The sequence below is a fragment of the Rhodococcus koreensis genome (assembly GCF_017068375.1).
GTDB lineage: Bacteria > Actinomycetota > Actinomycetes > Mycobacteriales > Mycobacteriaceae > Rhodococcus_F > Rhodococcus_F koreensis.
Map to the genome: position 1 here is coordinate 6,215,825 of NZ_CP070609.1, position 22,838 is coordinate 6,238,662.

18 protein-coding genes are annotated in these 22,838 nt (G+C 69.2%); 12 read left to right on the forward strand and 6 right to left on the reverse strand.

Translation table 11 applies throughout. The annotated features are described in order from the left end of the window. Positions 1–8: 8 nt before the first annotated feature. Positions 9–860 carry an alpha/beta fold hydrolase gene (locus JWS14_RS28320; protein WP_206014896.1) on the forward strand — a complete coding sequence of 284 codons (852 nt, stop codon included), beginning with the start codon at positions 9–11 and terminating at the stop codon, positions 858–860. A 78-nt stretch (positions 861–938) separates the two neighbouring features. Beyond that, on the forward strand, positions 939–2,582 hold the full coding sequence (locus JWS14_RS28325) for a transposase (protein WP_420855144.1): 1,644 nt from the start codon (positions 939–941) through the stop codon (positions 2,580–2,582). A gap of 105 nt (positions 2,583–2,687) precedes the next feature. Here the strand turns inward: JWS14_RS28325 and JWS14_RS28330 are convergent, their stop codons facing one another. Continuing rightward, positions 2,688–3,821: a lysylphosphatidylglycerol synthase transmembrane domain-containing protein gene (locus JWS14_RS28330; RefSeq protein WP_072947541.1), complete on the reverse strand. Its 1,134-nt coding sequence runs from the start codon at positions 3,819–3,821 to the stop codon at positions 2,688–2,690. Between the two features lie 28 nt (positions 3,822–3,849). Continuing rightward, the gene (locus JWS14_RS28335; RefSeq protein ID WP_072947540.1) at positions 3,850–5,307 is read right to left on the reverse strand and encodes an adenylate/guanylate cyclase domain-containing protein; all 1,458 of its coding nucleotides are present in this window, start codon (positions 5,305–5,307) and stop codon (positions 3,850–3,852) included. A 188-nt stretch (positions 5,308–5,495) separates the two neighbouring features. On the opposite strand from JWS14_RS28335, the gene JWS14_RS28340 reads away from it, so the two are divergent. From JWS14_RS28340 to JWS14_RS28360, 5 genes are all read left to right on the forward strand, one after another. After that, the gene (locus tag JWS14_RS28340) at positions 5,496–6,725 is read left to right on the forward strand and encodes an AI-2E family transporter (protein WP_072947539.1); all 1,230 of its coding nucleotides are present in this window, start codon (positions 5,496–5,498) and stop codon (positions 6,723–6,725) included. Then, positions 6,709–7,911, forward strand: a complete 1,203-nt coding sequence (macS, locus tag JWS14_RS28345; protein WP_206014898.1) for a MacS family sensor histidine kinase — start codon at positions 6,709–6,711, stop codon at positions 7,909–7,911. The genes JWS14_RS28340 and macS overlap by 17 nt, the downstream gene beginning before the upstream one ends. Then, positions 7,904–8,572: a response regulator gene (locus JWS14_RS28350; RefSeq protein ID WP_072947537.1), complete on the forward strand. Its 669-nt coding sequence runs from the start codon at positions 7,904–7,906 to the stop codon at positions 8,570–8,572. The genes macS and JWS14_RS28350 overlap by 8 nt, the downstream gene beginning before the upstream one ends. A gap of 61 nt (positions 8,573–8,633) precedes the next feature. Next, positions 8,634–9,284 (forward strand): DUF1707 SHOCT-like domain-containing protein, encoded by a 651-nt coding sequence (locus tag JWS14_RS28355; RefSeq protein WP_206014899.1) that lies wholly within the window; start codon positions 8,634–8,636, stop codon positions 9,282–9,284. 66 nt (positions 9,285–9,350) lie between these two features. After that, positions 9,351–11,219 carry a DUF2339 domain-containing protein gene (locus tag JWS14_RS28360; protein ID WP_206014900.1) on the forward strand — a complete coding sequence of 623 codons (1,869 nt, stop codon included), beginning with the start codon at positions 9,351–9,353 and terminating at the stop codon, positions 11,217–11,219. Here JWS14_RS28360 and JWS14_RS28365 read toward each other — a convergent pair. The 3 genes from JWS14_RS28365 to trmB are packed head-to-tail and all read right to left on the reverse strand — an operon-like array spanning position 11,194 to position 15,690. Next, positions 11,194–14,175 carry an MMPL family transporter gene (locus tag JWS14_RS28365; protein WP_206014901.1) on the reverse strand — a complete coding sequence of 994 codons (2,982 nt, stop codon included), beginning with the start codon at positions 14,173–14,175 and terminating at the stop codon, positions 11,194–11,196. The two genes, JWS14_RS28360 and JWS14_RS28365, sit on opposite strands and share 26 nt — an antisense overlap. Positions 14,176–14,185: 10 nt before the next feature. Continuing rightward, positions 14,186–14,917, reverse strand: a complete 732-nt coding sequence (locus JWS14_RS28370; protein WP_072947533.1) for an NYN domain-containing protein — start codon at positions 14,915–14,917, stop codon at positions 14,186–14,188. After that, positions 14,914–15,690 carry a tRNA (guanosine(46)-N7)-methyltransferase TrmB gene (trmB, locus tag JWS14_RS28375; RefSeq protein ID WP_174705561.1) on the reverse strand — a complete coding sequence of 259 codons (777 nt, stop codon included), beginning with the start codon at positions 15,688–15,690 and terminating at the stop codon, positions 14,914–14,916. Before trmB ends, JWS14_RS28370 begins: the two co-directional genes overlap by 4 nt. Positions 15,691–15,813: 123 nt before the next feature. On the opposite strand from trmB, the gene JWS14_RS28380 reads away from it, so the two are divergent. From JWS14_RS28380 to JWS14_RS28400, 5 genes are all read left to right on the forward strand, one after another. Continuing rightward, positions 15,814–16,689: a hypothetical protein gene (locus tag JWS14_RS28380; RefSeq protein WP_206014902.1), complete on the forward strand. Its 876-nt coding sequence runs from the start codon at positions 15,814–15,816 to the stop codon at positions 16,687–16,689. Continuing rightward, on the forward strand, positions 16,686–18,134 hold the full coding sequence (locus JWS14_RS28385) for a GTPase Era family protein (RefSeq protein WP_206014903.1): 1,449 nt from the start codon (positions 16,686–16,688) through the stop codon (positions 18,132–18,134). The genes JWS14_RS28380 and JWS14_RS28385 overlap by 4 nt, the downstream gene beginning before the upstream one ends. A 105-nt stretch (positions 18,135–18,239) precedes the next feature. Continuing rightward, positions 18,240–18,551, forward strand: a complete 312-nt coding sequence (locus JWS14_RS28390) for a DUF6802 family protein (protein ID WP_095863464.1) — start codon at positions 18,240–18,242, stop codon at positions 18,549–18,551. A 274-nt stretch (positions 18,552–18,825) separates the two neighbouring features. Next, positions 18,826–20,655 (forward strand): phosphoenolpyruvate carboxykinase (GTP), encoded by a 1,830-nt coding sequence (locus tag JWS14_RS28395; RefSeq protein WP_072947528.1) that lies wholly within the window; start codon positions 18,826–18,828, stop codon positions 20,653–20,655. Positions 20,656–20,807: 152 nt separating this feature from the next. Next, positions 20,808–21,308 carry a hypothetical protein gene (locus JWS14_RS28400; protein WP_241031483.1) on the forward strand — a complete coding sequence of 167 codons (501 nt, stop codon included), beginning with the start codon at positions 20,808–20,810 and terminating at the stop codon, positions 21,306–21,308. 68 nt (positions 21,309–21,376) lie between these two features. Here the strand turns inward: JWS14_RS28400 and JWS14_RS28405 are convergent, their stop codons facing one another. Next, complete coding sequence (locus tag JWS14_RS28405) at positions 21,377–22,825, reverse strand: aldehyde dehydrogenase (RefSeq protein ID WP_072947526.1); 1,449 nt, start codon at positions 22,823–22,825, stop codon at positions 21,377–21,379. Between the last annotated feature and the right edge of the window lie 13 nt (positions 22,826–22,838).

The following is a 22,838-nucleotide window of genomic DNA, read 5'->3' on the forward strand; positions in this document are numbered from 1 at the left end:
TGAGCGCCATGAAGCAGATCGAACTCTCCGCAGGCACCGTCGAGTACGACGACACCGGAGGAGACGGCCCCGTCCTCGTGTTCGTCTCCGGCCTGACGATCGACGGCACCGTGTGGCGGCACGTGGTCGAGCGACTCGTCCCGGACTTCCGCTGCATTCTCCCCACCCTCCCGCTCGGCGCGCACCGCATCCCGATGCGGGCCGACGCCGACCTCTCGTTGCGCGGTCTCGGACTGCTCATCGGCGAGTTCCTCGAGAAACTCGACCTGACGGACGTCACGCTCGTGCAGAACGACTGGGGCGGCGCGCAGGTGCTGATCGCGCTCGGCGACACCAGTCGCGTCGGGGCCCTCGTCCTCACGCCGTGCGAGGCGTTCGACAACTACCCACCGGGAATTCCCGGTCGCGCGATCGGTCTCGCGGTGGCAGTCCCCGGTGGCCTCGCCCTGACCATGCAGGCGCTGCGATTCCGGGCGATGCGCCGGGCTCCCGCGGCGTGGGGATGGATGAGCAAGCGTCCGGTGCCGAAACCGGTGATGGACGGCTGGTTCCGCCCCGCGACCACCGATCGCCGGGTACGCCGGGACCTGCGCAAGTACACGACGTCGCTGCCGCCCAAGTCGACGCTGCGCGAATGGGCGGAGGCGAACCGGCGCTTCGACCGGCCGGTCCTCGTGCTGTGGGCGGTCGAGGACAAGGTGATGCCCCGCGACCACGGTCGGCGACTGGCCGAGCTGTACCCGCACGCCCGACTGCGGGAGGTCGCGGACAGCTACACGTTGATGCCCGAGGACCGACCGGACGTGGTGGCGGAGGCGATCCGGGCCTTTGCGGCTTCGCCACCCGTGAGTACTTCTTAACCGCCGGGGGGCTGTTGCAAAATTCCGGGTCGGGGTGTCCGCGTGTCACCATGGTCTGACCTGGGGTTCCTGGATAATGTGTTGGTGGCCAAGGGATATCGACCGGTGAATCGTGATCAGCAGTTCCTGTTGCCGCCGGACATGCGGGAGTGGGTGCCGCCCACGCATCCGGTGTGGACGGTGATCGAGATCGTCGACGAGCACCTCGACACCTCGGCGTTCCACGCTTCTCGTCGCACCGGGGGCGCGGGCCGGGCCGGGTACGACCCGGACATGCTGGTGACCCTGCTGATCTGGGCGTGGTCGCGGGGGATGCGGTCCTCCCGGCAGATCGAGCGGGCCTGCACCGAGGTGGTGTCCTACCGGGTGATCTGCGCCGGTGACACCCCCGACCACGTGACGATCTCCCGGTTCCGCAAGGACAATCACACCGCCTGTCAGGACCTGTTCACGCAGGTCCTGATCCTGGCGGCGTCGCTGGGGTTGGGGCGGCTCGAAACGATCGCGTTGGACGGGGCGAAGATCGCCTCGAACGCCTCGAAGGACGCCAACCGCACCGAGGCCGGGCTCCGCAAGGCCGCCGCCGCCGAGGCCGCGCGGATCGCCGCGGCCGCCGCGGCGGCGCACGCGGCCACCGATGATGCCGAGGACGACCTCTACGGCGAGGACGATCCGGGCCCGGGCCAGGTGCCGGCGGAGTTGGCCGATCCGGGCACCCGGTCGGCGCGGATCGCGGAGGCGTTGGCGCAGCTCGACGCGGACAAGCGGGCCGAGCAGGCCGAGCGGGACGGGAAGTCACGGCACTACCTGGCCCGGCTCGACGCCGGCCAGACGGTGATGGGCCGGGTCCCGGTCGGGGCCGAGGTCGCCGCCGCACGCCGGCGGCTGGACGCGGCGGTCACCGCCCAGCAGGCGGTGCTCGACCGATTCGAGGAGCGCACCGCGTCCGGGGCCCGGGGCGGGTTCGTCCCGAAACCGGTCGACGAGCACCACCTGGTCCGGCGGCGGCGCACCGAACTCGACACCGCCCTGCGCAAGCAGGCCGCACGCGATGCCACCGCCGGGCAGCGTCGCCGCAACACCACCGACCCCGACTCGCGGCTGCAGCCGCTACGCGGCGGCGGCTGGCTGCAGGGCTACAACTGCCAGGCCTTCACCAGCGTGGACGGGGTGATCCTGGCCACCGGGGTCGGGACCGGCCCCGCCGACTACGACTACTTCCCCGAGATGGTCGACAAGGCCGGTAAGGCCGCGCAACTGATCGACACCACCCGCCGCCACACCAACCCGAACCCCGCCCCCGCTCCGGCTCCGGCTCCGGAGGAGTTGATCGGGGTGATGCTCTTCGACGCCGGCTACTGCTCCCGCGAGAATCTGACCGCCCCGGGCCCGGACCGGTTGATCGCCACCGGCAAAGCCCGTGACCTCGAAACCGCGGCGGCCGAGAACCCGGTCACCGGATCCCCACCACCACACGCCGATCCGATCGCAGCGATGACCCACCGACTGCGCACCGAGGCCGGCATCGCCACCTACCGCCAACGCTCACCCATCGCCGAAACCGTGTTCGGGCACGCCAAACACAACCTCGGATTCCGCCGGTTCACCAGCCGCGGCCTCGACCGGGCCCGCAGCGAATGGGCCTTCCACGCCGCGGTCCACAACATCGGCAAGATCCTCACCCACCTGACCGCAGGACACACCCTCCCGGCCACCACCTGACCAGGCGGGGCCACCCCCGCCCGCACCGGCACCCGCCACAAGCCACGAGAGGGCCACACCACCCTCACTCAATTCCGCAACATCCCCCCGGACGTTAACAAGTACTCACGGCTGAGAGTCGGGCTCGGACTCCGTGGAGTGCTGCGTCCGGTTGGTGGTCGGGGTCGACTGCTCCCGGCGTTCGAATTCGAGGTCCATCTCCAGGTCCTCGTGCTGGTTGTGCCGGAAGAGGATGAGGAACACCACCCAGCCGACCAGTGCGACGAGGATGTAGCTCACGACGCGGTAGACGAACACGGCCGCGAGAGCCTGCGATGCGGTGGCCCCCGCCGCGGTCAGTGTGGCGATCAGTGTGCCGTCGACGAACCCCAGCCCGCCCGGCGCGAGGGGGATGCTGCCCACGGCCTTGGCCGCGGCGAACGCGATCAGCAGACCCGCGAACGACGGTTCCGCGCCCACCGCCCAGCACGCGAAACCGAGGCACGCGACGTCGGCGAGCCGGTGGACCGCCGACCACCCGAACGTGATGATCGAATCCTTGCGCCTCAGCTCGACCGAATCGAGCTGGCTCAGGATCTCCCGCCACCGCTCGGCGCCGGCTTCGGGGGGATTCTTGCGGAACTTGTTGTACCGGGCGAGCACCCACAGCCCGATCGACTCGATGGAGTCGGGGTTACGTGAGATGTATCGCAGTGCGTAGAACAAGCCGAACGCGGCCACCAGCGACAGCACCAGAGTGACCGGACTCACCTTGGTGCCCACCGCGAATGCGCCCGCGGCGCCGAGAAGCGCGAGGCTGCCCGCGGCGATCACGCCGGAGATCGCCAGCTGCCAGGACGCCACGATGGGGGTGGCACCCCACTTGCGGGTCTGCTTGTAGGTGAAGGCGGTGGAGAACACCTGACCGGCGGGCAGGCTCACGGCCATCGCGGTGCTCGCGTAGATCACGGACACCGACTTCAGCTGGCTGACGACGACTCCGCCCGCCTGCAGCAGCCGCTGCTGGACTGCTCCGTACCCGCTCAGGGACACGGCCTGGGCTGCGATGCAGGCGGCGACCCACCCCCAGTGAATCTCGGTGAGCGCTTTCCACGAGTCGCTGAGTGTGGGCCACAGATAGATTCCCTCGACGGTCAGCAGGGCCAGGAGGCCGGCGCCGAGTAGCCATTTGATCCACCAGTATCGGCTTCGCTGCCGAGGAGGCTCGGCAGTGGGCGGGTCGGATCGAGGCTGTGCCACCTGGCCAGCGTAACCAACGGGTAGCGGATTACTCCGGATAGTCCTCCGGCCAAGCCAGATGGGTGTTGCGGCGACGGCCCCGCAGCTGGACCTGTTCGCCGAGTTCCCAGTGCGCCTGTTCGTCGTCGTCCGCGAAATACAGGGCACTCGTCGACGCGAGCACGCGGCTGGGGTGCAGCTTGGCGAGTTCGGTGAGCCGCGACGCCTCGTTGACGGGGTCTCCGATCACCGTGTATTCGAAGCGTTCGGCGGCGCCGATGTTGCCGGCGACGGCGAGGCCCGCGGAGACGCCGATGCCGACGTCGAGGCCGGTGATCTCGTTCAACGCGAACCGCAGCTCCCGGGCCGCGGCCAGCGCCGCCGTCGGTGCGTCGGGGCGGTCGAGTGGGGCGCCGAAGATCGCGAGCGCCGCGTCACCCATGAACTTGTTGACGAAGCCGTGGTGCCGGTCGATCACGTCGACGACGACGCGGAAGAACTCGTTGAGCAGGTTCACGACCTCGCCGGGGGGACGCTCCGCGGCGGCGCCGGTGGACCCGACCATGTCGACGAACAGCACTGCGACGAACCTCGTCTCGCCGCCGAGTTCGGTGCCGAACTGCAGTGCCCGCCGTGCCACGTCTTCACCGACGTGCTGGCCGAACAGTTCACGCAGCAGCCGCCGCTCGTCCGACTCGCGCATCATGCGGTTGAACCCGACCTGCAGTCGCCCGACCTCGCTGCCGTCGAACACTTCGACCCGGACGTCGGTGGCGCCGCGCTGGACGCGTTCGATGGCCCGTCGCAGCTGCTTGATCGGGTCGGAGATCTGGCTGGCCGTCAGCATCGACAGCGCGAACGCCTGCGCGATCGCGATGATCGACAGCAGCATGATCGCCCACGCGAGCGCGTCGGGGGAGAACACGAGGTCGGTGGTTATCTGCGTCACGCACAGCAGGATGATGCCGATGACGGGCATCAGCGTTCCGAGGCCCCACGTCATCGCCATCCGGGTGCCGACGCCGGGGGCCATGGTCCGGTCGAACTCGCCCTCGCTGAGCGCGCGGGCGGCCACCGGTCGCAGGATGCGTTCGCCGAGCATGTACGTGAAGCCGAACGTGGTGGTCGCGGCCATGCAGACGGTGACGATCACCGCGACCGCCAGTTCCGGCATCTCGGTGATGGTGAGCAGCACGAAGATGATGCCGCCGAGGATCCACAACACCAGGTGCACGATCGCCTGCCGCAGCGGCGCGTGCAGCGCCGACATCTGTTCGCTGCGCGTCGGCGGACCGCCCCGCAACTGCCAGCGGACGACCGACCGCAGCATCATCGCGGCGGCCGTGAGACTCACCACGGCGGCGAACGCGAGATAGCCGCCGAAGATCGCGACGTTGCGCACCCGGTCGGCCATGATGGCTGCCGATTCGGGGATCGGCACCCCGTACCGCACGAAGGCGAACACGAGGATGGCGCCGATGAAATTGGCGAGGAGCATCGAAATCATATAGAGCGGCCATCTGCTGCGGACCGTCGCCGCGATCGCTCTATAGGATTTCCGCACGCCGTTCAATTTAGCGGGGGGTGTACCGGGTGGCGTAGGACACGTCCCCTAAACGGCGCATATGCGTGCCCTGCGCACGTGTTTCCCGCGCGAAGCACCCGGCGCCGCCCGAACCTCGATACGCTCCGCAGGTGAACGCGAACGAGCAACGCTCGGACACTGCCGCGGTAACACAGGGCGGGGGTCACCCCTCGGCGTCGGTGCACCCGGTGGTGCGGGTGGCGGCCGAGTGGACGTGGCGGCTACTGGTCATCTTCGCCGGCCTGCTGACCCTCGGATACATCGTGACCAGGCTCGACACCGTCCTGATCCCGGTGGGTCTGGCGCTCCTGGCGTCGGCGCTGCTGGTGCCCCTCGTCGACTGGCTGCAGGGCAAGGGGGTGCCGCGGTCGGCCGCCGTCCTCGTCGTCCTCATCGGTTCGATCGGCATCGTCGCCGGGATCATGACGTTCGTCGTCGAGCAGTTCATCGAAGGTCTCCCCGGCCTCACCGAACAATTCGAGGCGAGCATCACACAGATCCAGGGGTGGCTCACGGACGGCCCGTTCCACTTCAGCGAGGATCAGATCCGGCAGGCCGGCGATTCGGTGGTCAAGTCGATCCAGGAGAACCGGCAACAGCTGACGAGTGGCGCACTGACGACTGCCACGGTCGTCGGCGAGATCTTCACCGGCGCCCTGCTGACGCTGTTCACTCTCATCTTCTTCCTCTACGGCGGCTCCCAGATCTGGGAGTTCGTCACCCGCCTCGTCCCGTCCGCGTCCCGGCGGCGGGTCCGGCTGGCGGGGAGCGAGGGGTTCGGCTCGCTGATCGGGTACGTCCGGGCCACCGTGGCGGTGGCGGCCGCGGACGCCATCGGGATCGGGGCGGGACTCGCGATCCTGGGGGTTCCGCTCGCCCTGCCGCTGGCGTCGCTCGTGTTCATCGGCGCGTTCATCCCGATCGTCGGTGCGTTCCTCACCGGGTTCCTCGCGGTGCTCGTGGCCCTGGTCACCAAAGGATTCCTCACCGCGCTGATCGTGCTCGGCATCATCATCGGGGTGATGCAACTCGAGGCCCACGTGCTGCAACCGCTGCTGCTCGGCCGCGCGGTCCGGTTGCACCCGCTCGCGGTGGTGCTGGCCATCACCACCGGCATCGTCCTCGCCGGGATCGTCGGCGGTCTGCTGGCGGTGCCGATCGTCGCGCTGCTGAACACGGCGGTGCGGTCACTGCTGTCCGCGGATCCCGAAGCCACCTACGACGCACTCGAGGTCGACGACCCGTCGGTCCCGCTCTATCCGGCCGAGGCCGACACACCGCCTCACCACGACGACCCGCACTTGGAGAACCCGGCGCAGACCCATGACCGACGAGAGTGAACACCGCACCCGCCTGCACTACCGGCCGAGAGCCGCGACCGAACTCGACACCCAGCCGGATGCCCCGCTGTGGCGTGCGGCGCAGGCGTTCCGGCTCGTCACGCTCGTGTACGCGATCAGCTACCAGATCGTGTCGGTGCAGTACTACACCCATCAGCGGCTGAGCTGGTTCTTCGTCGCCCTTATGGCGGTGTGGTCGGGACTGTCGGCGGTCCTGCTGTCCCACGGGAAGGTTCCGCGCTACCAGGTCGTGATCGCCGACCAGGTGATCGCCATCGCGCTGATGGCGTCGACGCGCCTCGTCTCCGATCACGATTGGTACAGCCACCATCAGACGCTGCCGACGACGCTGTGGGTCACCAACGCGGTGATCTCCGCCGCCGTCTTCGGGGGGCCGTGGCTCGGCATGGCGTCCGGGGTGCTCATGGCGGCCGTGAGCGCGGTGGTGCGCGACCAGGTCAACCTCGACCTGTGGAAGGACGCGACGGCACCAGTCCTGGTGTCGGTGGGGTTGGCGCTCGGGCTCGCCACCACCACCGCGAGGCGCGCGCAGGCCCAGCTGGAGCAGGCGGTGCGGTTGGCCGCCGCCACCGAGGAACGGGAACGACTCGCCCGTGAGGTGCATGACGGCGTCCTGCAGGTGCTCGCGCTCGTCCGTCGCAGGGGCAACGAGATCGGCGGGCCCGCAGCCGAACTCGCGGAGCTCGCCGGCGAGCAGGAGGTGGCGCTGCGCATGCTGATCTCCGAGCAGGGCGCGGGTGTCGCGTCGGATCTGGGTGGGAGCGCGATCGACGTGCGACTGCTGCTGGGCACGCGGGCGAGCACCACGGTGTCCGTGTCGACTCCGGCGGATCCGGTGACGATCGAGCGCGGACGGGCGACCGAACTCGTCGCGATCGTCGACACGGCACTGTCCAACGTCGCGTTGCACGCGGGGTCCGGCGCCAGGGCATACGTCTTGCTGGAGGATCTGGGCGCCGAGGTGGTCGTCAGCGTCCGCGACGACGGCAGCGGCATCGCCCCGGGACGGCTGGCCGAAGCGGAGGCCGAGGGTCGCATGGGAGTATCGAAATCCATTCTGGGCCGCGTCGGTGCGCTCGGCGGCACCGCCGCACTCGACACCGAACCCGGCCAGGGCACCGAATGGGAGATCCGCGTGCCGAAGGGAGACGAAACGCATGAGTGACACGGAGACCGGCGAACAGATCACCGTGATGGTCGTCGACGACCACCCGATGTGGCGGGACGCCGTGGCCCGCGACCTCGACGGCGCCGGGTTCACCGTGGTCGCCACGGCGGACGGCGTCGCGGCCGCGGGACGCCGGGCGGCGGCGACCCGTCCCGCTGTCGTCCTCATGGACATGCAACTGCCGGACGGTAACGGCGCCGCGGCCACCGCCGCCGTCCTGGACGTGTCGCCGGACAGCCGGGTGCTGGTGCTGTCCGCCTCGTCGGAGCGTGACGACGTCCTCGACGCCGTCAAGGCAGGCGCGTCCGGGTACCTCGTGAAGAGCGCGTCCGTGAAGGAACTGCTGGACGCGGTGCGGGCCACCGCGGCCGGGCAGGCGGTGTTCACGCCGGGGCTCGCGGGACTCGTGCTGGGGGAGTACCGCCGAATGTCGAGTGCGCCCGCCGACGAGCAGGGCCCCGCGGTCCCCAAACTGACGGAGCGGGAGACCGAGGTGCTGCGGTTCGTCGCGAAAGGGCTCAGCGCCAAGCAGATCGCGAACAAGCTGTCGCTGAGTCACCGCACCGTGGAGAACCACGTCCAGGCCACGCTACGCAAGCTGCAGTTGGCCAACCGCGTCGAGCTGACCAGGTACGCCATCGAGCAGGGCCTCGAGTAGCCGTGAGTACTTGTTAACGTCCGGCGGTTAACAAATACTCACGGGCGCTAGCCTGGTCGGTATGGAGGCACGGGACCTACGCGTATCGGATGCGGAACGGGAACACGTCGGCGAACTGCTGCAGCGGGCGGTGGGCCAGGGGATGCTCTCGCTCGGGGAGTTCACCGAACGGATGGACACGGCACTCGCCGCGAAGACGCGCGCGGAGCTGAACGTCGTCCTGGTGGATCTGCCGGGAATCCAGTTGATCTCCGAGTTCACGCCGCCGCCGTACCCCGACCAGCCGTACGTGTCCCGCCCGGCGCCGCCGGTTCCGCCGACCGTGCACCGGCCGCCCGCGCCGCCGCCGGGTGACGTCGTCCGCGGCCGGATGTCGTCGGTCAGCCGCACCGGCTCGTGGAACGTTCCCCCCGCCCTCGAGGTGAACACCCGGCTGTCGACGGTGACGCTCGACTTCACGCGGGCCGTCATGGCCACGCAGGTGGTGCACGTGACGATCGACGACTACGCGAGCACGATCTCGCTGGTCGTGCCGGAAGAGGCGACGGTCGACCTCAACGGCGTCGAAACGGTCGGTGGTTCCGCGACCAACAAGGTGCGGACCGGCCCTCCCATCGGCCCGCTGCACCTCGTCGTCCGGGGCAAGGTCAGGTTCGGGAACGTGACCGCCAAACACCCTTTCGGTACGTCGATCCGCCGCATGTTCGGGTAGCTCGACGCAGGTCTCTCGAGTAGGCCTACTCATGTGTGGGTGCCGTCGCCGCAGGACGATTGATCCATGTCCACACCTGGTATTCCTTCGGTCGACCCCCGGCTCGTCGCGCAGCTGTCCGGCGACTTCTCGGCGCTCGGTCAGCAGATGCGTCACGTGGGTGAGAACCTCGCCGTCCTGCAGGCGCAACTCGCGAGCGTCCCGCGGCCCCAGCCCCAACCCCAGCCCGTGCCGCAGCCGATGTACCGGCCACCGGTGCCGCAGACTGCCCCGGCACCTCCGCCGCCCGCACCGGCCGCCCCGTACCGGCCCGCACCACCACCCGTGCCGCGGCCCCGGGTGGTTCGCGAACCCTGGTGGCAGCGCGACGGGATGATCAGCCGCGTCCTCGCCGTCGCGGGTGTCGCCGTCACCCTGATCGGTGTGGTGATGCTGCTCGTGCTGGCGGCGCAGGCCGGGTTCTTCGGCCCGGAACTGCGGGTGGTGGCGGGCGGGCTGTTCTCGGTCGGTCTCGTCGTCGCCGGTGCCCGCGTCTTCGGACGTCCCGGCGGCCGGGTCGGCGGGATCGCGCTCGCGGCAACGGGTATCGCCGGCGCCTACCTGGACGTCGTGGCCGTGGCGGTCGTCTATCACTGGCTGCTGCCGGTGCTCGCGATGGTCGTGGCGCTCGGGATCGCGGGAGCCGGTGTCGCACTGGCGGTCAGGTGGGATTCGCAACCCCTCGCCCTGCTCGTGGTGACCGGGGCCGCCGTGCTCGCGCCCGTGCTCACCGACGGCATCACGCTCACCCTGATCGGGTTCCTGTTCGTGATCCAGGTCGCGAGCTTCCCGGCGCAACTCGGTCGCGACTGGCTGTACCTGGCGATCGCGAGGACGTGCCCGGTGGTGATCGCACTGGTGATCGCGATCGCGAATACCGGACTCTACGACCGGCCGGAACGGTTCTGGCTGCTGGCCTCCGCCGCACTGGTTGCCCTCGTCGGGCTCGTGTCGTCGATCATCCTGCTGCGCAGCAACTCTCGCGACGTCACCGCGACCGCGATGATCGTCACGACGGCCGTCCCGACGCTGGTGATCGGTCACCTCTTCGACCGGCTCGGGTCCACGCTGATCGCGCTGGCACTGGCCGCCGCGATGTTCGCCGCGTTCGCCGTGGCCCGGTCGTTGCCGAACCATGCCCGGATCGCGCTCGCCGGCGTGGGTACCCTCGCGCTGCTCGAAGCCTGCCTTCTCGGGTCGAGCGAAGACCTCGCACCGCTCGTCCTGCTCGGGGTGGCGGCACTGTTCCTCACCGTGGGCGGGCAGGCGGAGTCACGGATCGCATACGCCGTCGGTGCCGTCTTCACCGTCGTGGGCGGGCTTGCCTTCGCGATCGCCGCGCCGCCGTTCGTCCTCGTCGACGAGTACCGCGCGCTCGACGCGCTCGGGGTGACCACGGTGCTGTCGTCGCTGGTGCTCGCGGGAACGGTCTTCCTGTTCGTCTGGTACGCGCACACACTGAAGCTGCTGAGCACCGCCGACGCCCAGCCGTGGTGGGTGCTCGCCGGCCTGGTGATCCTGTACGCCGTCACCACCGCGACGGTGTCCGCGGGGACGGCGCTCACCGGGACGTCCGCAGGCTTCATCGCCGGACACTGCGCCGCGACCATCGCGTGGATGGCGGCGGCGACGGCCGCCCTGGTGTTCGGACTGGCCCGCCGCGACTACGCCCACACCGCGCTCGGCGTCGGACTGGGGCTGACCGCCGCGGCGCTGGCCAAACTGTTCCTGTTCGACCTGGCCACCCTCGACGGGCTGTTCCGCGTCCTCGCGTTCCTGGTGGTGGGCCTGCTGCTGCTCCTCGCCGGCACCCGCTACGCGCGTGAATTCGCGGAGCGGGAGGCCGGGCGGGGAACGCCGAACGGCTCCGTCAGCGCCGGTTCTGCCGAGCGATGAGTTCGCTGACGCTGACGGCGTTGCCGTCGTCCGCGCGGTGCCTGCCGCTCGAGGCGTCGTCCGGATCGACGGGCGGCTCCTCGGCGCGGCGGCGCGAGCCGTTGGCCGGGGCACCGTTGGCCGGGCTCCCGTTGGCAGGCGCGCCGTTGGTGCGCCTGCCGTTCACCGGTTCCGCAGGCTCGGCGGCGCGACGCCGGGACGGGATCGGCGGCACCGGGCGGGCAGGAGACGACTGGGGGGTCTCCTGCTCGTACGGTGCCGGCACCGAGCGCGGCGACCGCGTGGGCAGTGACGGCGCCGACGCGCTCGGTCGCGGTTCGGCAGGCGAGGAGATCGGCCGCGGTTCGGCGGCCGACGTCGACCGGAGGTCGGCGAGCCAGCTCTCGATGGGACGCGACTCGGTGGCCGGACCCGGGGCGGGGGCCGCCGCCGGGCGGGGCCGGGGAGCGGGACGCGATTGCGGTGCGGGGCGCGGCGCCGGCGCCGGCGCGGGACGGGACTGCGTGGGGGCCGGACGCGGCGCAGCAGGCTGCGGCAGCGCGGTGGTCTGCGGTTCCGCGGGCGGCTCCTCGATCTCCACCGGCGGCCGGGCCGGTCGGCCGGTCGCCGACCGCCGGGCCTCGTCCTGTGCCCTGCGCGCCTTCGCGTCGTCCTCGGACATCTTTGCGGCCAGCGCCCGCGCGGTCACCAGCGGGATCGGCTCGGTGAGCGGTTCCGGTTTCCGGGGTGCGGGCGGCGCCGCGAGCTTGCGCTGCGGCGGAACGGCACCGATCGGAGTGAGCTCCGGGACGTCGGTGGGCATCAGCTCGTTGTCGAGGATGGGCTCACCGAGGCCCGTCTTCTCCTGGATCCGCTTCATCCACGCCGGCGCCCACCAGCAGTCGTCGCCGAGCAGCTTCATCGTGGCGGGGACGAGGAACATGCGGATGAGGGTCGCGTCGATGATGAGCGCGGCGATCATGCCGTAGGAGATGTATTTCATCATCACGAGTTCGGAGAACCCGAACGCGCCGGTGACGACGATGAGGATGAGCGCGGCCGCCGTGATGATGCGGCCCGTGTGCGCGGTGCCGATGCGGATCGACTCCGTCGTACTGGCCCCCTGCGCCCGCGCCTCCACCATGCGGGAGAGCAGGAACACCTCGTAGTCGGTGGACAGGCCGTAGACGATCGCGATGATCAGCACCAGCACCGGCGACATGATCGGTCCGGGGGTGAAGTTCAGCCACTCCGAACCGTGACCGTCGATGAAGATCCACGTCAGGATGCCCAGGGTGGACCCGAGGCCCAGCGCGCTCATCAACGCCGCCTTGATCGGCAGCACCAGCGAGCCGAACGTCAGGAACATCAGCAACGTCGTCAGGAAGAGGACGGAGATCACCATCGTGGGCAGGTGGTCGAGCAGCGCGGAGATACTGTCCTGTTCGATCGCCGGGGTGCCGCCCACCAGCACTTGCACGCCGTCCGGACTGTCCATGGCACGCAGATAGTCGATGGTCGGCTTGGACTCGTTGCGGTCGACGAGACCCGCCTTGAGGACAACCACCCCGTCCTTGGCCGCGCCCTCCGGGGTGAACCGCTCGATCAGACCCGGCGCGCCACTGGCTTCCTTGATGATCTGGCCGAGCGCCTTGTTGTCGGCGTCGGACACCACGAGCTTGACCGGTTCGGTGCGCAGGTTCGGGAAGATCTCGTCGAACTGTTCCTGCGCGGCGCGGGTCGTGCTGTCCGGGGGCAGGTAGGTCTCGTTGATGCCACCGAACTTGATGCCCGTCAGCGGCACGATCAGCAGGAGCAGGCCGACGACGATCGGAATGGTGACCTTGAGCGGGTTGCGCATCACCCAGCGGGTGAGCCGGCCCCAGATGCTCGCCTCGATCTCTTCGGTGTTCTTGGTCTGACGGAAACGGTCGAGGCTGAGGGCGTCGACGCGCTTGCCGAGGATGCCGAGGATCGCGGGCAGGATCGTGATCGACGTCAGGGCGGCGAGGCCGACGGTCGCGATGGCGCCGTAGGCGACGGATTTCAGGAAGCCCTGCGGGAACAGCAGCAGTCCGCCGAGGCTGGCGACGATCATCGTCGCCGAGAAGACCACGGTGCGGCCCGAGGTCATCACCGTTCTGCGGACGGCGGCGCGGGTGTCGTACCCCTCCGCCATCTCTTCTCGGAACCGGCTGACGATGAACAACCCGTAGTCGATGGCCAGGCCCAGCCCCACGAGGGAGACCACGGGCGCGACGAACGAGTTGACCTCGGTGAAGTTGGTGATCAGACGGACGATGCCGTTGGCGCCGACCACGGTCAGGCCACCGATGATCAGCGGCAGCGCCGCCGCGATGACACCACCGAACACGAAGAACAGCAGCACACCCACGGCCGGGATCGCGAGGAGCTCCATCCGCCGGATGTCCGTGGCCATCGTGTCGTTGAGCGCACCCGACACGGGCTGGAGACCGGCGAGTTGCACGTCGACGCCGTCGATGTAGAACTCGTCCTTGACGTCGCGGAAATTGGCCGTGACCTCGGTGTCGTTGTCGCCGACGATCGCGACGCTCTCGATCGCGTGCTGCTTGTCGGCGTCCGCGGCGGACGCCAGCTGCGGTGCGGTGCCGACCTTGAAATAGCCGCCGTTGATCTTGAGGATCTTGTCCGGGTGTTCCGCGGCCAGACGCTCGAGGTTCGCGACGACCTTCGCCTGGAACTCGGGGTCCTCGATCGTCTTGCCCTCGGGCGCCGTATAGAGCGCGACGACGTCGCTGTTGGTGTCGCGGCCGAAGGTGCCGTCAGCCAGCTTGGCCGCGGCGACCGACTCCGAGCCCGGATCGTCCCAGCCGCTCTGGCTGAGATGCTTCTCGAGGCCCAGGCCGTACGCGGCCGAACCGAGCAACAAGGCAACCATGATGCCGATGACGGTGAATCGGGCCCGGTAGACGACGCTTCCCCAGCTCGCGAACACAGATCAACTCCTACTCGGCAGCACTCTTCCGCCCGACGAGCAGGGCGGAAAGCGGTCGGAACGGCTGCAACCAGGCACCCTCGTCGGGCAGTGTGTCGAGGCTGACCCGAGGCAGTGGCTCCCGGAACACGCCGGGGATGTCCTCGAGATCGACGAAGTCCAGAAGGTCGGACGCGACCGCCCAGCTGGCGTGCTCGCGGAACCCGAGTATCTGGACCGGAATGCCGGTCGCGGCGATGTCCTCCAACGGTTCGCGAAATGCTTGACCGTCGGCGGAGGCGACCATGACACCGGCCAGCCCCTCGCCGTGACGAAGCGCGATGTGGTCCAGCATGTCGGAGTCGACGTCGCTGTCCTCATCGATCTTCGGCTTGGCGAACACCGCGAATCCCACATTACGCAAGGCTTCGACCCACGGTCTCACGACATCGGCGCTGCCAGCCGCGATGTTGGTGAAGACCGTTGCCTCGGGTTCGAGTGTGTCGGTGCCGGACGCGGACAGTTCCGCGGTCCGGGAGAGCAACCAGCGGCCGAGTGCGTCGAATCGTGGCCGGTAGGCGGCCGTGGGCCTGCCGCCGAGGATGGCGCCGAGACCCATGTCGAGGTTGGGTGCGTCCCAGACGAGAAGGACCCGCTTCTGGTGGCGCCCGTCACGTGCACCCACCGCGGGAGATCCTGACGACACTGCGGTGCCTGCCGGGGCGGTGCCGGCTGTGTCGGTGTACTGCTCGCTGACGCTCATGACCTGATCTTCCCCCAAATCAACTCGGTGATCGCACTGCCGACCTGGTGGGCCTTGTCTTCGAACTTCGTCACCGGACGCTCGTGCGTCATGGGTGATTCCCAGTCGAGGGAGGTCAGGAGGGGTTCCGCGTTGCCTGCCTCGGCGATGGCCTCGGCGTACTCGGCGTGATCTGTTGCGACATGCAACACACCGCCGGCTTTCAACCTGCTCGCGATCAGGGCGAAAGTGGGGGCCTGCAGCAGGCGCCGCTTGTGATGGCGGGCCTTCGGCCACGGATCCGGGAAGAAGACACGGACTCCGGTGAGCGATTCCGGTTCGATCATGTTCTCCAGGACATCCATGGCGTCGCCGCGCAGGACCCGGATGTTCGGGATCTCGTCCCGTTCGATCTGTTGAATCAACTGTGCGAGCCCGGGCCGGTAGACCTCGACGGCCACGAGGTTCACGTGCGGTTCGGCCTTCGCCATCGCCGCGGTGGCGGTACCCGTGCCCGAGCCGATCTCGAGGATCAGGGGCGCGTCCCTGCCGAACCACGACGGCGCGTCCAGGCGATTGTCCGAGACGTCGGCGCCGATCACGGGCCACTGCCGGTCCCACGACTCCTGCTGGGCGGCGGTCAGGGCGCCCCTGCGCGAGCGGAAACTTGTCACCCTCGGGTGGAGACGGGACCCCTTCGAGTCCTTCGTCTGCCCCTCCTCGGGGACGGCGGGTGCATCCTGATCAGCGTGGTTCACCGGACCATTGTCACGCATGAGGGGCGTTTCTGGCATACGGGTCTGAAGTTCACCTTGAGACTTTTTCGGTAATCCGGTGCCCAGCCTGCACGGTTGCCCACGCCGATTCGGGGCGAGTCTGACAGAATCGGCGCGGGACGAAGGGGGGGTGACTGCGTCATGGGCACTGCAGATGCCGGGGGCGGAATACTGACGGATCTCGCCGCAGAAGTAGCGGCACTGGACGAGGCCGGCGGCGACCGGGTGCGCGCCGCCGTCGCGGCGTTTCGGGCGCCTGTCCGGGTTCAGACCGCCGGTCGGGCGGGTGTGGGCAGGTCGACCGTGGCCGCCGCGCTGACCGCCGGTGGCATCGACGGCGCGGTCGTGGAGGAATCGGACGCCGTCGACGTGCCGGGCGCTCCCGACCCGGTGCTGGACGGCGACGTCGTGGTCTACGTCCTCGTCGAAGCGGTGCGCGACGCCGACCGGGACGCCGTGCGGAACCTGGACCCGGCGCAGGCCCTGTTCGTCCTCAACAAGGCGGACACGGTGGGCGCGTCGCGAGTGCCCGCCGACGCCTGGGCGACGGCGACCGCGCGGGCTGCCGAATGCTCGGACGAGGGCGGCCTCCCGGCTCTGCCGTTGATCGGCACGCTCGCGACCGCGGGGACGTCCTCGGAGTCCGGGATCGGTGCGGTGTCGGCCGCGGTCGCCGACCGGGTCGCACGAGTCCGGGCGCACCGCGGTGAGATCCTGCTGAACATGCTGCGGTCGCAGGCCGCGCGCAGCCTCGCGTCCCGCGACGTGCTGGAGCGGTACCTCGCCGGCGACCACGCGGTTGCTCTCGGCGCCGCCGCGGCCCGGCTCCACCTCGCCGACTGCATCGCGGACGAGCCGGAACCGCCGCGCACCGCCGCGGACGCCGGCCGGTGCGCGGACTGGTGGCAGGCGCAACTCGCCCGCCAGCCGACGGCCCGCAGGCGCCGGGCGGTCGTCGACATCCGGCGCCACTACGTTCGCGTCGGACGGCAGCTGAGCGGCAGCCCCGGAACGTGACGACACCGCAGTTGTCCGATCTGCCCGCCGAGACCGTCGACGTGGTGGCGCGATGGAACCCGGACGCCGTCGCCCGGCTGAAGTCCGGGGGACCCGCGCAGCGAGGTGTCCTCGTGGCGGGGCCGCGGCGCGCAGGCAAGACCACTCTCGTGCGCCGGCTCCGCGCGCTCGACGCGCCCGCGCTCGCATTCGTGGAGGATCCGCTCGACGCCGGGGTGGTTCTGATGGTGCTCGACGCGTCGGCACCACTCGGACGGGAAGAGCTGTCCGTTCTCGACGTCGTCGCGCGACCGGCGTGCCCCGTGGTCTTCGCGCTCACCAAGACCGATCTCCACCGGGACTGGGCGGGCGTGCGCGAACGCAACCGGACCCTGCTCGCCCGGCACGCGGCGCGTTTCGCCGACGCGGAGATCCACCCGGTCGCGGCCGGCGGATCCGGGGTGGAGGCGGTGCTCGCGGCACTCCTGAGGGCCACCCGGGACGAGGTTCGCGACTCGCGCCCCGCCGCCGAGGCGGTGCTCGAGCAGACCCGGCGGATGATCGCGGCCACCGCCCGGTCCGTGCGGGAGACCGAGCCCGGCGCGGAACTGCGCGCCGAGCGGGTTCGCGCGCTGACGCTGCGCGACGGCGGACGCACGGAACGGGTCGCCCAGCTCCGCGGTCAAGTCCAGCTCGCGAAGGTCGAGTTGCTGCACGAGGTGGCATCCCAGGTCCGCGCGGCCGGAACGTCGGCGCGTTCCGAGATCGACCGCGCAGGCCGCGGGACCCTTGCGGACTATCCCGGCCGGCTGGCCGAGATCGTGCGAGAGAGAAGCGGTGCGGTCGACACCGCGGTGACCGGGCGCCTCGACGACCTGCGGTCGCGTGCCGGCGTCGCCGTCTCCGATCCCGAGGCCGCCGCTCCGCTGGCGGAACCGGTGGTGCCGGAAGGGCCCGAACCGCGGCACCGCGGACTGGAAGACCGGATGACGATCCTGATCGGTGCGTCCGCCGGGCTCGGTCTGGGCAGGCTGGTGGTCTCGCCGCTGTCGATGGTGCCCGCCCTCGACATCGCGACCATCCCGCTCACCCTCGCGCTGGGCGCGGTCGCGGCGTGGTGGCTGACGCGGTCGCGCGCGCACGTCGCCGAGCGTGCCCACGTGCGGCAGTGGGCGACCGAGGCGCTGGTGCACGTGCGGTCGCAGTGGGAGCAGTTCGTCCTCGCCCGGTTGCTGGCGGCGGAGACCCGGGTGAGTGAGGCGGTCATCGCCGAGAGCAGGGTCGCCGCCCGGGAGGTGGACGAGCGGGTCGCCCGGATCGACGGTGAACTCCGCCGGCTGGCCGCGCGACGCAGCGGGCAGTTGTCGTCGTGCGAACGCGACCTCGCGGCGGTCGACCGGGGACTGCAGGAGGTCCGCAGGCCGGCCGGGGAACCGAATCGGCGCGGCGAACGTCTGAATACATAGGTGCCCGACCGATGTTCGCCCGTTTTTATGTGGGATCGTGTTGAATTATCTTGATATGTCTTGTTTTGGGCGGGAAACCGGTCCGAAATACGAAGGGAGACCGCGGTGGCGACGACTGAGAGTTTTCTGGTCCCGGACGTGCCGGACCTCGATCCGAACACGTTCGGCCACGATTCCGGGCCGGTCGCGCTCACCGATCCCACCCACGACATCGACGGCGACGGCGTCCTCGACACACAGACCTTCGACGCGGGCGATGCCGTCGTCATCGCCTCCGACCTCGACTCGGACGGCGACGCAGACCATCTGACGTTGATCCACGAGGACGGCGACTACGCGTCGTGGGAGTTTCACCGCGACGGCGACGGCGTCGTGCACTGGGAGCAGACCGATGGTGGGACTCTCGGTATCGGCTGACCATCCCCGAAATCCGCACTCCAGACGCGGGAAAGGCTCCTGACAGGGCTACTGAATCGTTTCTGTGACCATTCCAACCGCACCCGATTCCCCGAGACGGGACTCGCGGCGTTAACCTCTAGGGATAGGACACCCGGCGCCCGCGTCTTCCATGTGGCATGGACGGCCTGGCTGGACCCCGCCGAGAGGGGAAATCGGACCGTCTGGCACACGCTGCGAGGCTCTCTCAGCGGACGGCAGATGGTCCGGTTCCGGCTCACCCCAGGAGAGTTTGATGACCTCAGCGACCATTCCCGGTCTGAACGGAACTGACGGCACGCCCCCCACGGAGCACAGTGAGCTGCTCGCCTGGGTTCGAGAGGTTGCCGAACTCACTCAGCCCGACCGCGTCGTCTTCGCCGACGGCTCGGACGCAGAATGGGATCGACTGACCGAGCAGCTCGTCGCGGCCGGCACGTTCACGCGACTCAACGACGAGAAGAAGCCGAATTCGTTCGTCGGCAACTCGGACCCGTCGGACGTCGCACGCGTCGAGTCCCGCACCTACATCTGCTCGCGGGAGGAGATCGACGCCGGGCCCACCAACAACTGGATGGACCCGACGGAGATGCGGTCGCTCATGACCGACCTCTACCGCGGCAGCATGCGCGGACGCACCATGTACGTGGTGCCGTTCTGCATGGGTCCGCTCGGGGCCGACGACCCGAAGCTGGGTGTCGAGATCACCGACTCCGAGTACGTCGTCGTCTCCATGCGCATCATGACGCGCATGGGCACGGCCGCGATGGAGAAGCTAGGCAAGGACAAGCCGTTCGTGAAGGCGCTGCACTCGGTCGGCGCACCTCTCGCCGAGGGTCAGGCCGACGTCCCGTGGCCGTGCAACGACACCAAGTACATCACCCACTTCCCCGAGGACCGCGAGATCTGGAGCTACGGTTCCGGCTACGGCGGAAACGCTCTGCTCGGCAAGAAGTGCTACTCGCTGCGCATCGCGTCGGCGATGGCCCACGACGAGGGCTGGCTGGCCGAGCACATGCTGATCCTCAAGCTGATCTCCCCGGAGGACAAGCCGTACTACATCGCGGCCGCGTTCCCGAGCGCCTGCGGTAAGACCAACCTCGCGATGATCCAGCCCACCATCCCCGGATGGCGCGCCGAGACCCTCGGTGACGACATCGCGTGGATGCGCTTCGGTGAGGACGGCCGCCTGTACGCCGTCAACCCGGAGTATGGGTTCTTCGGCGTCGCGCCGGGCACCAACTACGGGTCGAACCCGAACGCGATGAAGACGCTCGAGGCCGGCAACTCGCTGTACACGAACGTCGCGCAGACCGACGACGGCGACGTCTGGTGGGAGGGCCTCGAGGGAGACCCGCAGCACCTCGTCGACTGGAAGGGCAACGAGTGGACGCCCGAGTCGGACGAGAAGGCCGCGCACCCGAACTCGCGTTACTGCACCCCGATGTCGCAGTGCCCGATCCTCGCCCCCGAGTGGGACGACCCGCAGGGTGTGCCGATCTCCGCGATCCTGTTCGGTGGACGCCGTAAGACCACGGTTCCGCTGGTCAGCGAGTCCTTCGACTGGCAGCACGGCACGTTCCTCGGTGCGACGCTGTCGTCCGAGCAGACCGCTGCCGCCGAGGGCGCCGTGGGCACCGTCCGCCGCGACCCGATGGCCATGATCCCGTTCATCGGCTACAACGCCGGCGACTACCTGAACCACTGGATCAACCTCGGCAAGCACGCGGATTCCGAGAAGCTGCCGAAGATCTTCTACGTCAACTGGTTCCGTCGCGGCGAAGACGGCCGCTTCCTGTGGCCCGGTTTCGGCGAGAACTCCCGCGTGCTGAAGTGGATCGTCGACCGCATCGAGCACAAGGCCGGCGCCGAGTCCACCCCGATCGGATTCGTTCCGACCGCAGCCGATCTGGAGCTCGGCGGCCTGGACGTCAACGGCAACGACGTCGACGAGGCGCTCAAGGTCGACGTCGACGAGTGGAAGCAGGAGCTGCCGCTCATCGAGGAATGGTTCGAGTTCCTCGGCGAGAAGGTGCCCTCCGGCATCCGTGACGAGTTCGAGGCCCTGAAGCAGCGCCTGGGCTAGTCCCTCCCCGGTGACCGAATGTCACAGTGGTTCAGTTCGCCTGAACCACTGTGACATTCGTCGTTTCGGGGGAGGTCTCTGCAGTAAACGCATACCATTCGGTTTGTAAAAGCCTCGATTCTCGAAGCTCGCACGCGACGAAAGGATTGCAGATGCAGACAGGGACCAGCAGGGGCATGAAACGACTCGCCGGAGGGGCCGCACTCGCTGCCGCAGCCGCCGCCACCGTAACCATGACCATGCCGGCGACCGCTTCCGCAGCGACGGAAGTGCAGCCTCCCACCGTGGTGACCGCGGTCGACGGAAGCACCCTCGACATCACCGTCACCAACCCCAACGTCCTGAATCTGCTGGACGCCCAGTCCTGCGGCGCCGTGGCATTCGACGCCACCAAGCTGCCCGCGGTACTCGCGGACCCGACCGTCGTTCTCGAACCGGGATTCGTCGCGTGGGCCACCAACCCGATCGAACGCGTTCTCGCGAACGCCACGGGCGACGCCGTCAAGACGTTCACCACTCCGGAACTTCCGGACGGCGCCTACGCGGTCCTCGGCGAATGCCTGTCGCTGACCACCGTCGCCAATCCCCAGACCACGATGCCGCAGATCGTCCTCGTCGGCGGCCCGCTCGGTGGGGTCCAGTTCGGCAGCTAGGCGCTTCGCGCCCGTGAGTGGTTGAGGAGTCTCTGGACTCGTCAACCACTCACGGGCGGCGGAGCCGCCTACCCCGTGTAGCCGGGCGGCATGAGGACGGACTTGGTCTCGCAGAACGCCTCGAGCCCTTCCGGTCCGTTCTCGCGGCCGATGCCGGAGGCCTTGTAGCCGCCGAACGGTGATCCCGGATCGAATGCGTACCAGTTGATGGCGTACGTGCCGGTGCGGATCTGCTTCGCGACGGCGAGTCCGTGGTCGATGTCGGTGGTGTACACCGAGCCGGCGAGTCCGTAGTCGGAGTCGTTGGCGATCTTGATCGCCTCGTCCTCGGAGTCGTAGGGGATCACGGAGAGGACGGGCCCGAAGATTTCCTCGCGGGCGATCGTCATCGAGTTGTCGACGTCCGCGAAGATGGTCGGCTCCACGTACCAGCCCTTGTCGAGGCCCTCCGGGCGGCCGCCGCCGAGCACCACGCGGGCACCCTGTTCCTTGCCCTTGGCGATGTACCCCTCGACGCGGTCGCGCTGCTTCTCGGAGATCAGTGGCCCGAGTTGCGCGGCCGGGTCGGACGGATCGCCGACGGCCATGAATCCGGCACCCGCGACGAGGGCGTCCAGCACTTCGTCGTAGCGGGACCGCGGGGCGAGGATCCGGGTCTGCGCGACGCACGCCTGCCCGGTGTTCATCAGCCCGGACATCACCAGCATCGGCATCGTGGACGCGAGGTCGGCGTCCTCGAGGATGATGGCCGCCGACTTGCCGCCCAGTTCGAGGGAGCAGCGCTTGAGGTTCTGCGCGGCGATGGCCCCGATCTTGCGGCCGACGGGACTGCTGCCGGTGAACGTGATCTTGTCGATGCCGGGATGCGAGACCAGGTATTCACCGGTCTCGGCGCCGCCGGGCAGAACGGAGATGACGCCCTCGGGGACCCCGGCCTCGGCGAAGATCTCGGCGAGAACGTGTGTGGAGAGCGGGGATTCGGGTGCCGGCTTCAGCAGCACGGTGCAGCCGGCGAGCAGCGCCGGGGACAGTTTGTTGACGGCCAGGAACAGTGGGACGTTCCAGGCGAGGACCGCGGCCACCACACCGACCGGCTCCCGCAGCACCTTCGTCTGGCCGAACACGCCGGTGCGGGTCTGCTCCCACTCGAATTCGTTCGCGAGACCGGCGTAGAAGTTCAGCGTCGCGAGCGACGGCGTCTGCTGCATCATCCCGACCATCGCGGGCGGCTGACCCATCTCCGACGAGATCAGCGCGTTGAGGGTCTCGCCGCGCTCCTCGATGAGCTTCGCCGCCTTCGCGAGGATCTCTCCGCGCTCCGCGGGAGTGGTCTGCGGCCACGGACCTTCGTCGAACGCCCGCCTGGCGACGGCGACGGCGTCGTCGATGTCGGCAGGCGACGCGACGGGACAGCTGCCGACGCGTTCCTCGGTGGCCGGGGAGAACACTTCGAGCACCTGGTCGGTGGCCGGGGCCACCCACTTGCCGCCGATGTAGAGCTTGTCGTAGTCGGTCATGAGTCCATTCCTC

Excerpts from the sequence above, each read along its gene's own strand:
- JWS14_RS28335 (WP_072947540.1), bottom strand. The coding sequence starts at position 5,307 with ATGATTTCGATGCTCCTCGCCAATTTCATCGGCGCCATCCTCGTGTTC.
- JWS14_RS28360 (WP_206014900.1), top strand. The coding sequence starts at position 9,351 with ATGTCCACACCTGGTATTCCTTCGGTCGACCCCCGGCTCGTCGCGCAG.
- trmB (WP_174705561.1), bottom strand. The coding sequence starts at position 15,690 with ATGCCAGAAACGCCCCTCATGCGTGACAATGGTCCGGTGAACCACGCT.
- JWS14_RS28355 (WP_206014899.1), top strand. The coding sequence starts at position 8,634 with ATGGAGGCACGGGACCTACGCGTATCGGATGCGGAACGGGAACACGTC.
- JWS14_RS28350 (WP_072947537.1), top strand. The coding sequence starts at position 7,904 with ATGAGTGACACGGAGACCGGCGAACAGATCACCGTGATGGTCGTCGAC.
- JWS14_RS28370 (WP_072947533.1), bottom strand. The coding sequence starts at position 14,917 with ATGAGCGTCAGCGAGCAGTACACCGACACAGCCGGCACCGCCCCGGCA.
- JWS14_RS28400 (WP_241031483.1), top strand. The coding sequence starts at position 20,808 with ATGCAGACAGGGACCAGCAGGGGCATGAAACGACTCGCCGGAGGGGCC.
- JWS14_RS28380 (WP_206014902.1), top strand. The coding sequence starts at position 15,814 with ATGGGCACTGCAGATGCCGGGGGCGGAATACTGACGGATCTCGCCGCA.
- macS (WP_206014898.1), top strand. The coding sequence starts at position 6,709 with ATGACCGACGAGAGTGAACACCGCACCCGCCTGCACTACCGGCCGAGA.
- JWS14_RS28320 (WP_206014896.1), top strand. The coding sequence starts at position 9 with ATGAAGCAGATCGAACTCTCCGCAGGCACCGTCGAGTACGACGACACC.
- JWS14_RS28405 (WP_072947526.1), bottom strand. The coding sequence starts at position 22,825 with ATGACCGACTACGACAAGCTCTACATCGGCGGCAAGTGGGTGGCCCCG.
- JWS14_RS28395 (WP_072947528.1), top strand. The coding sequence starts at position 18,826 with ATGACCTCAGCGACCATTCCCGGTCTGAACGGAACTGACGGCACGCCC.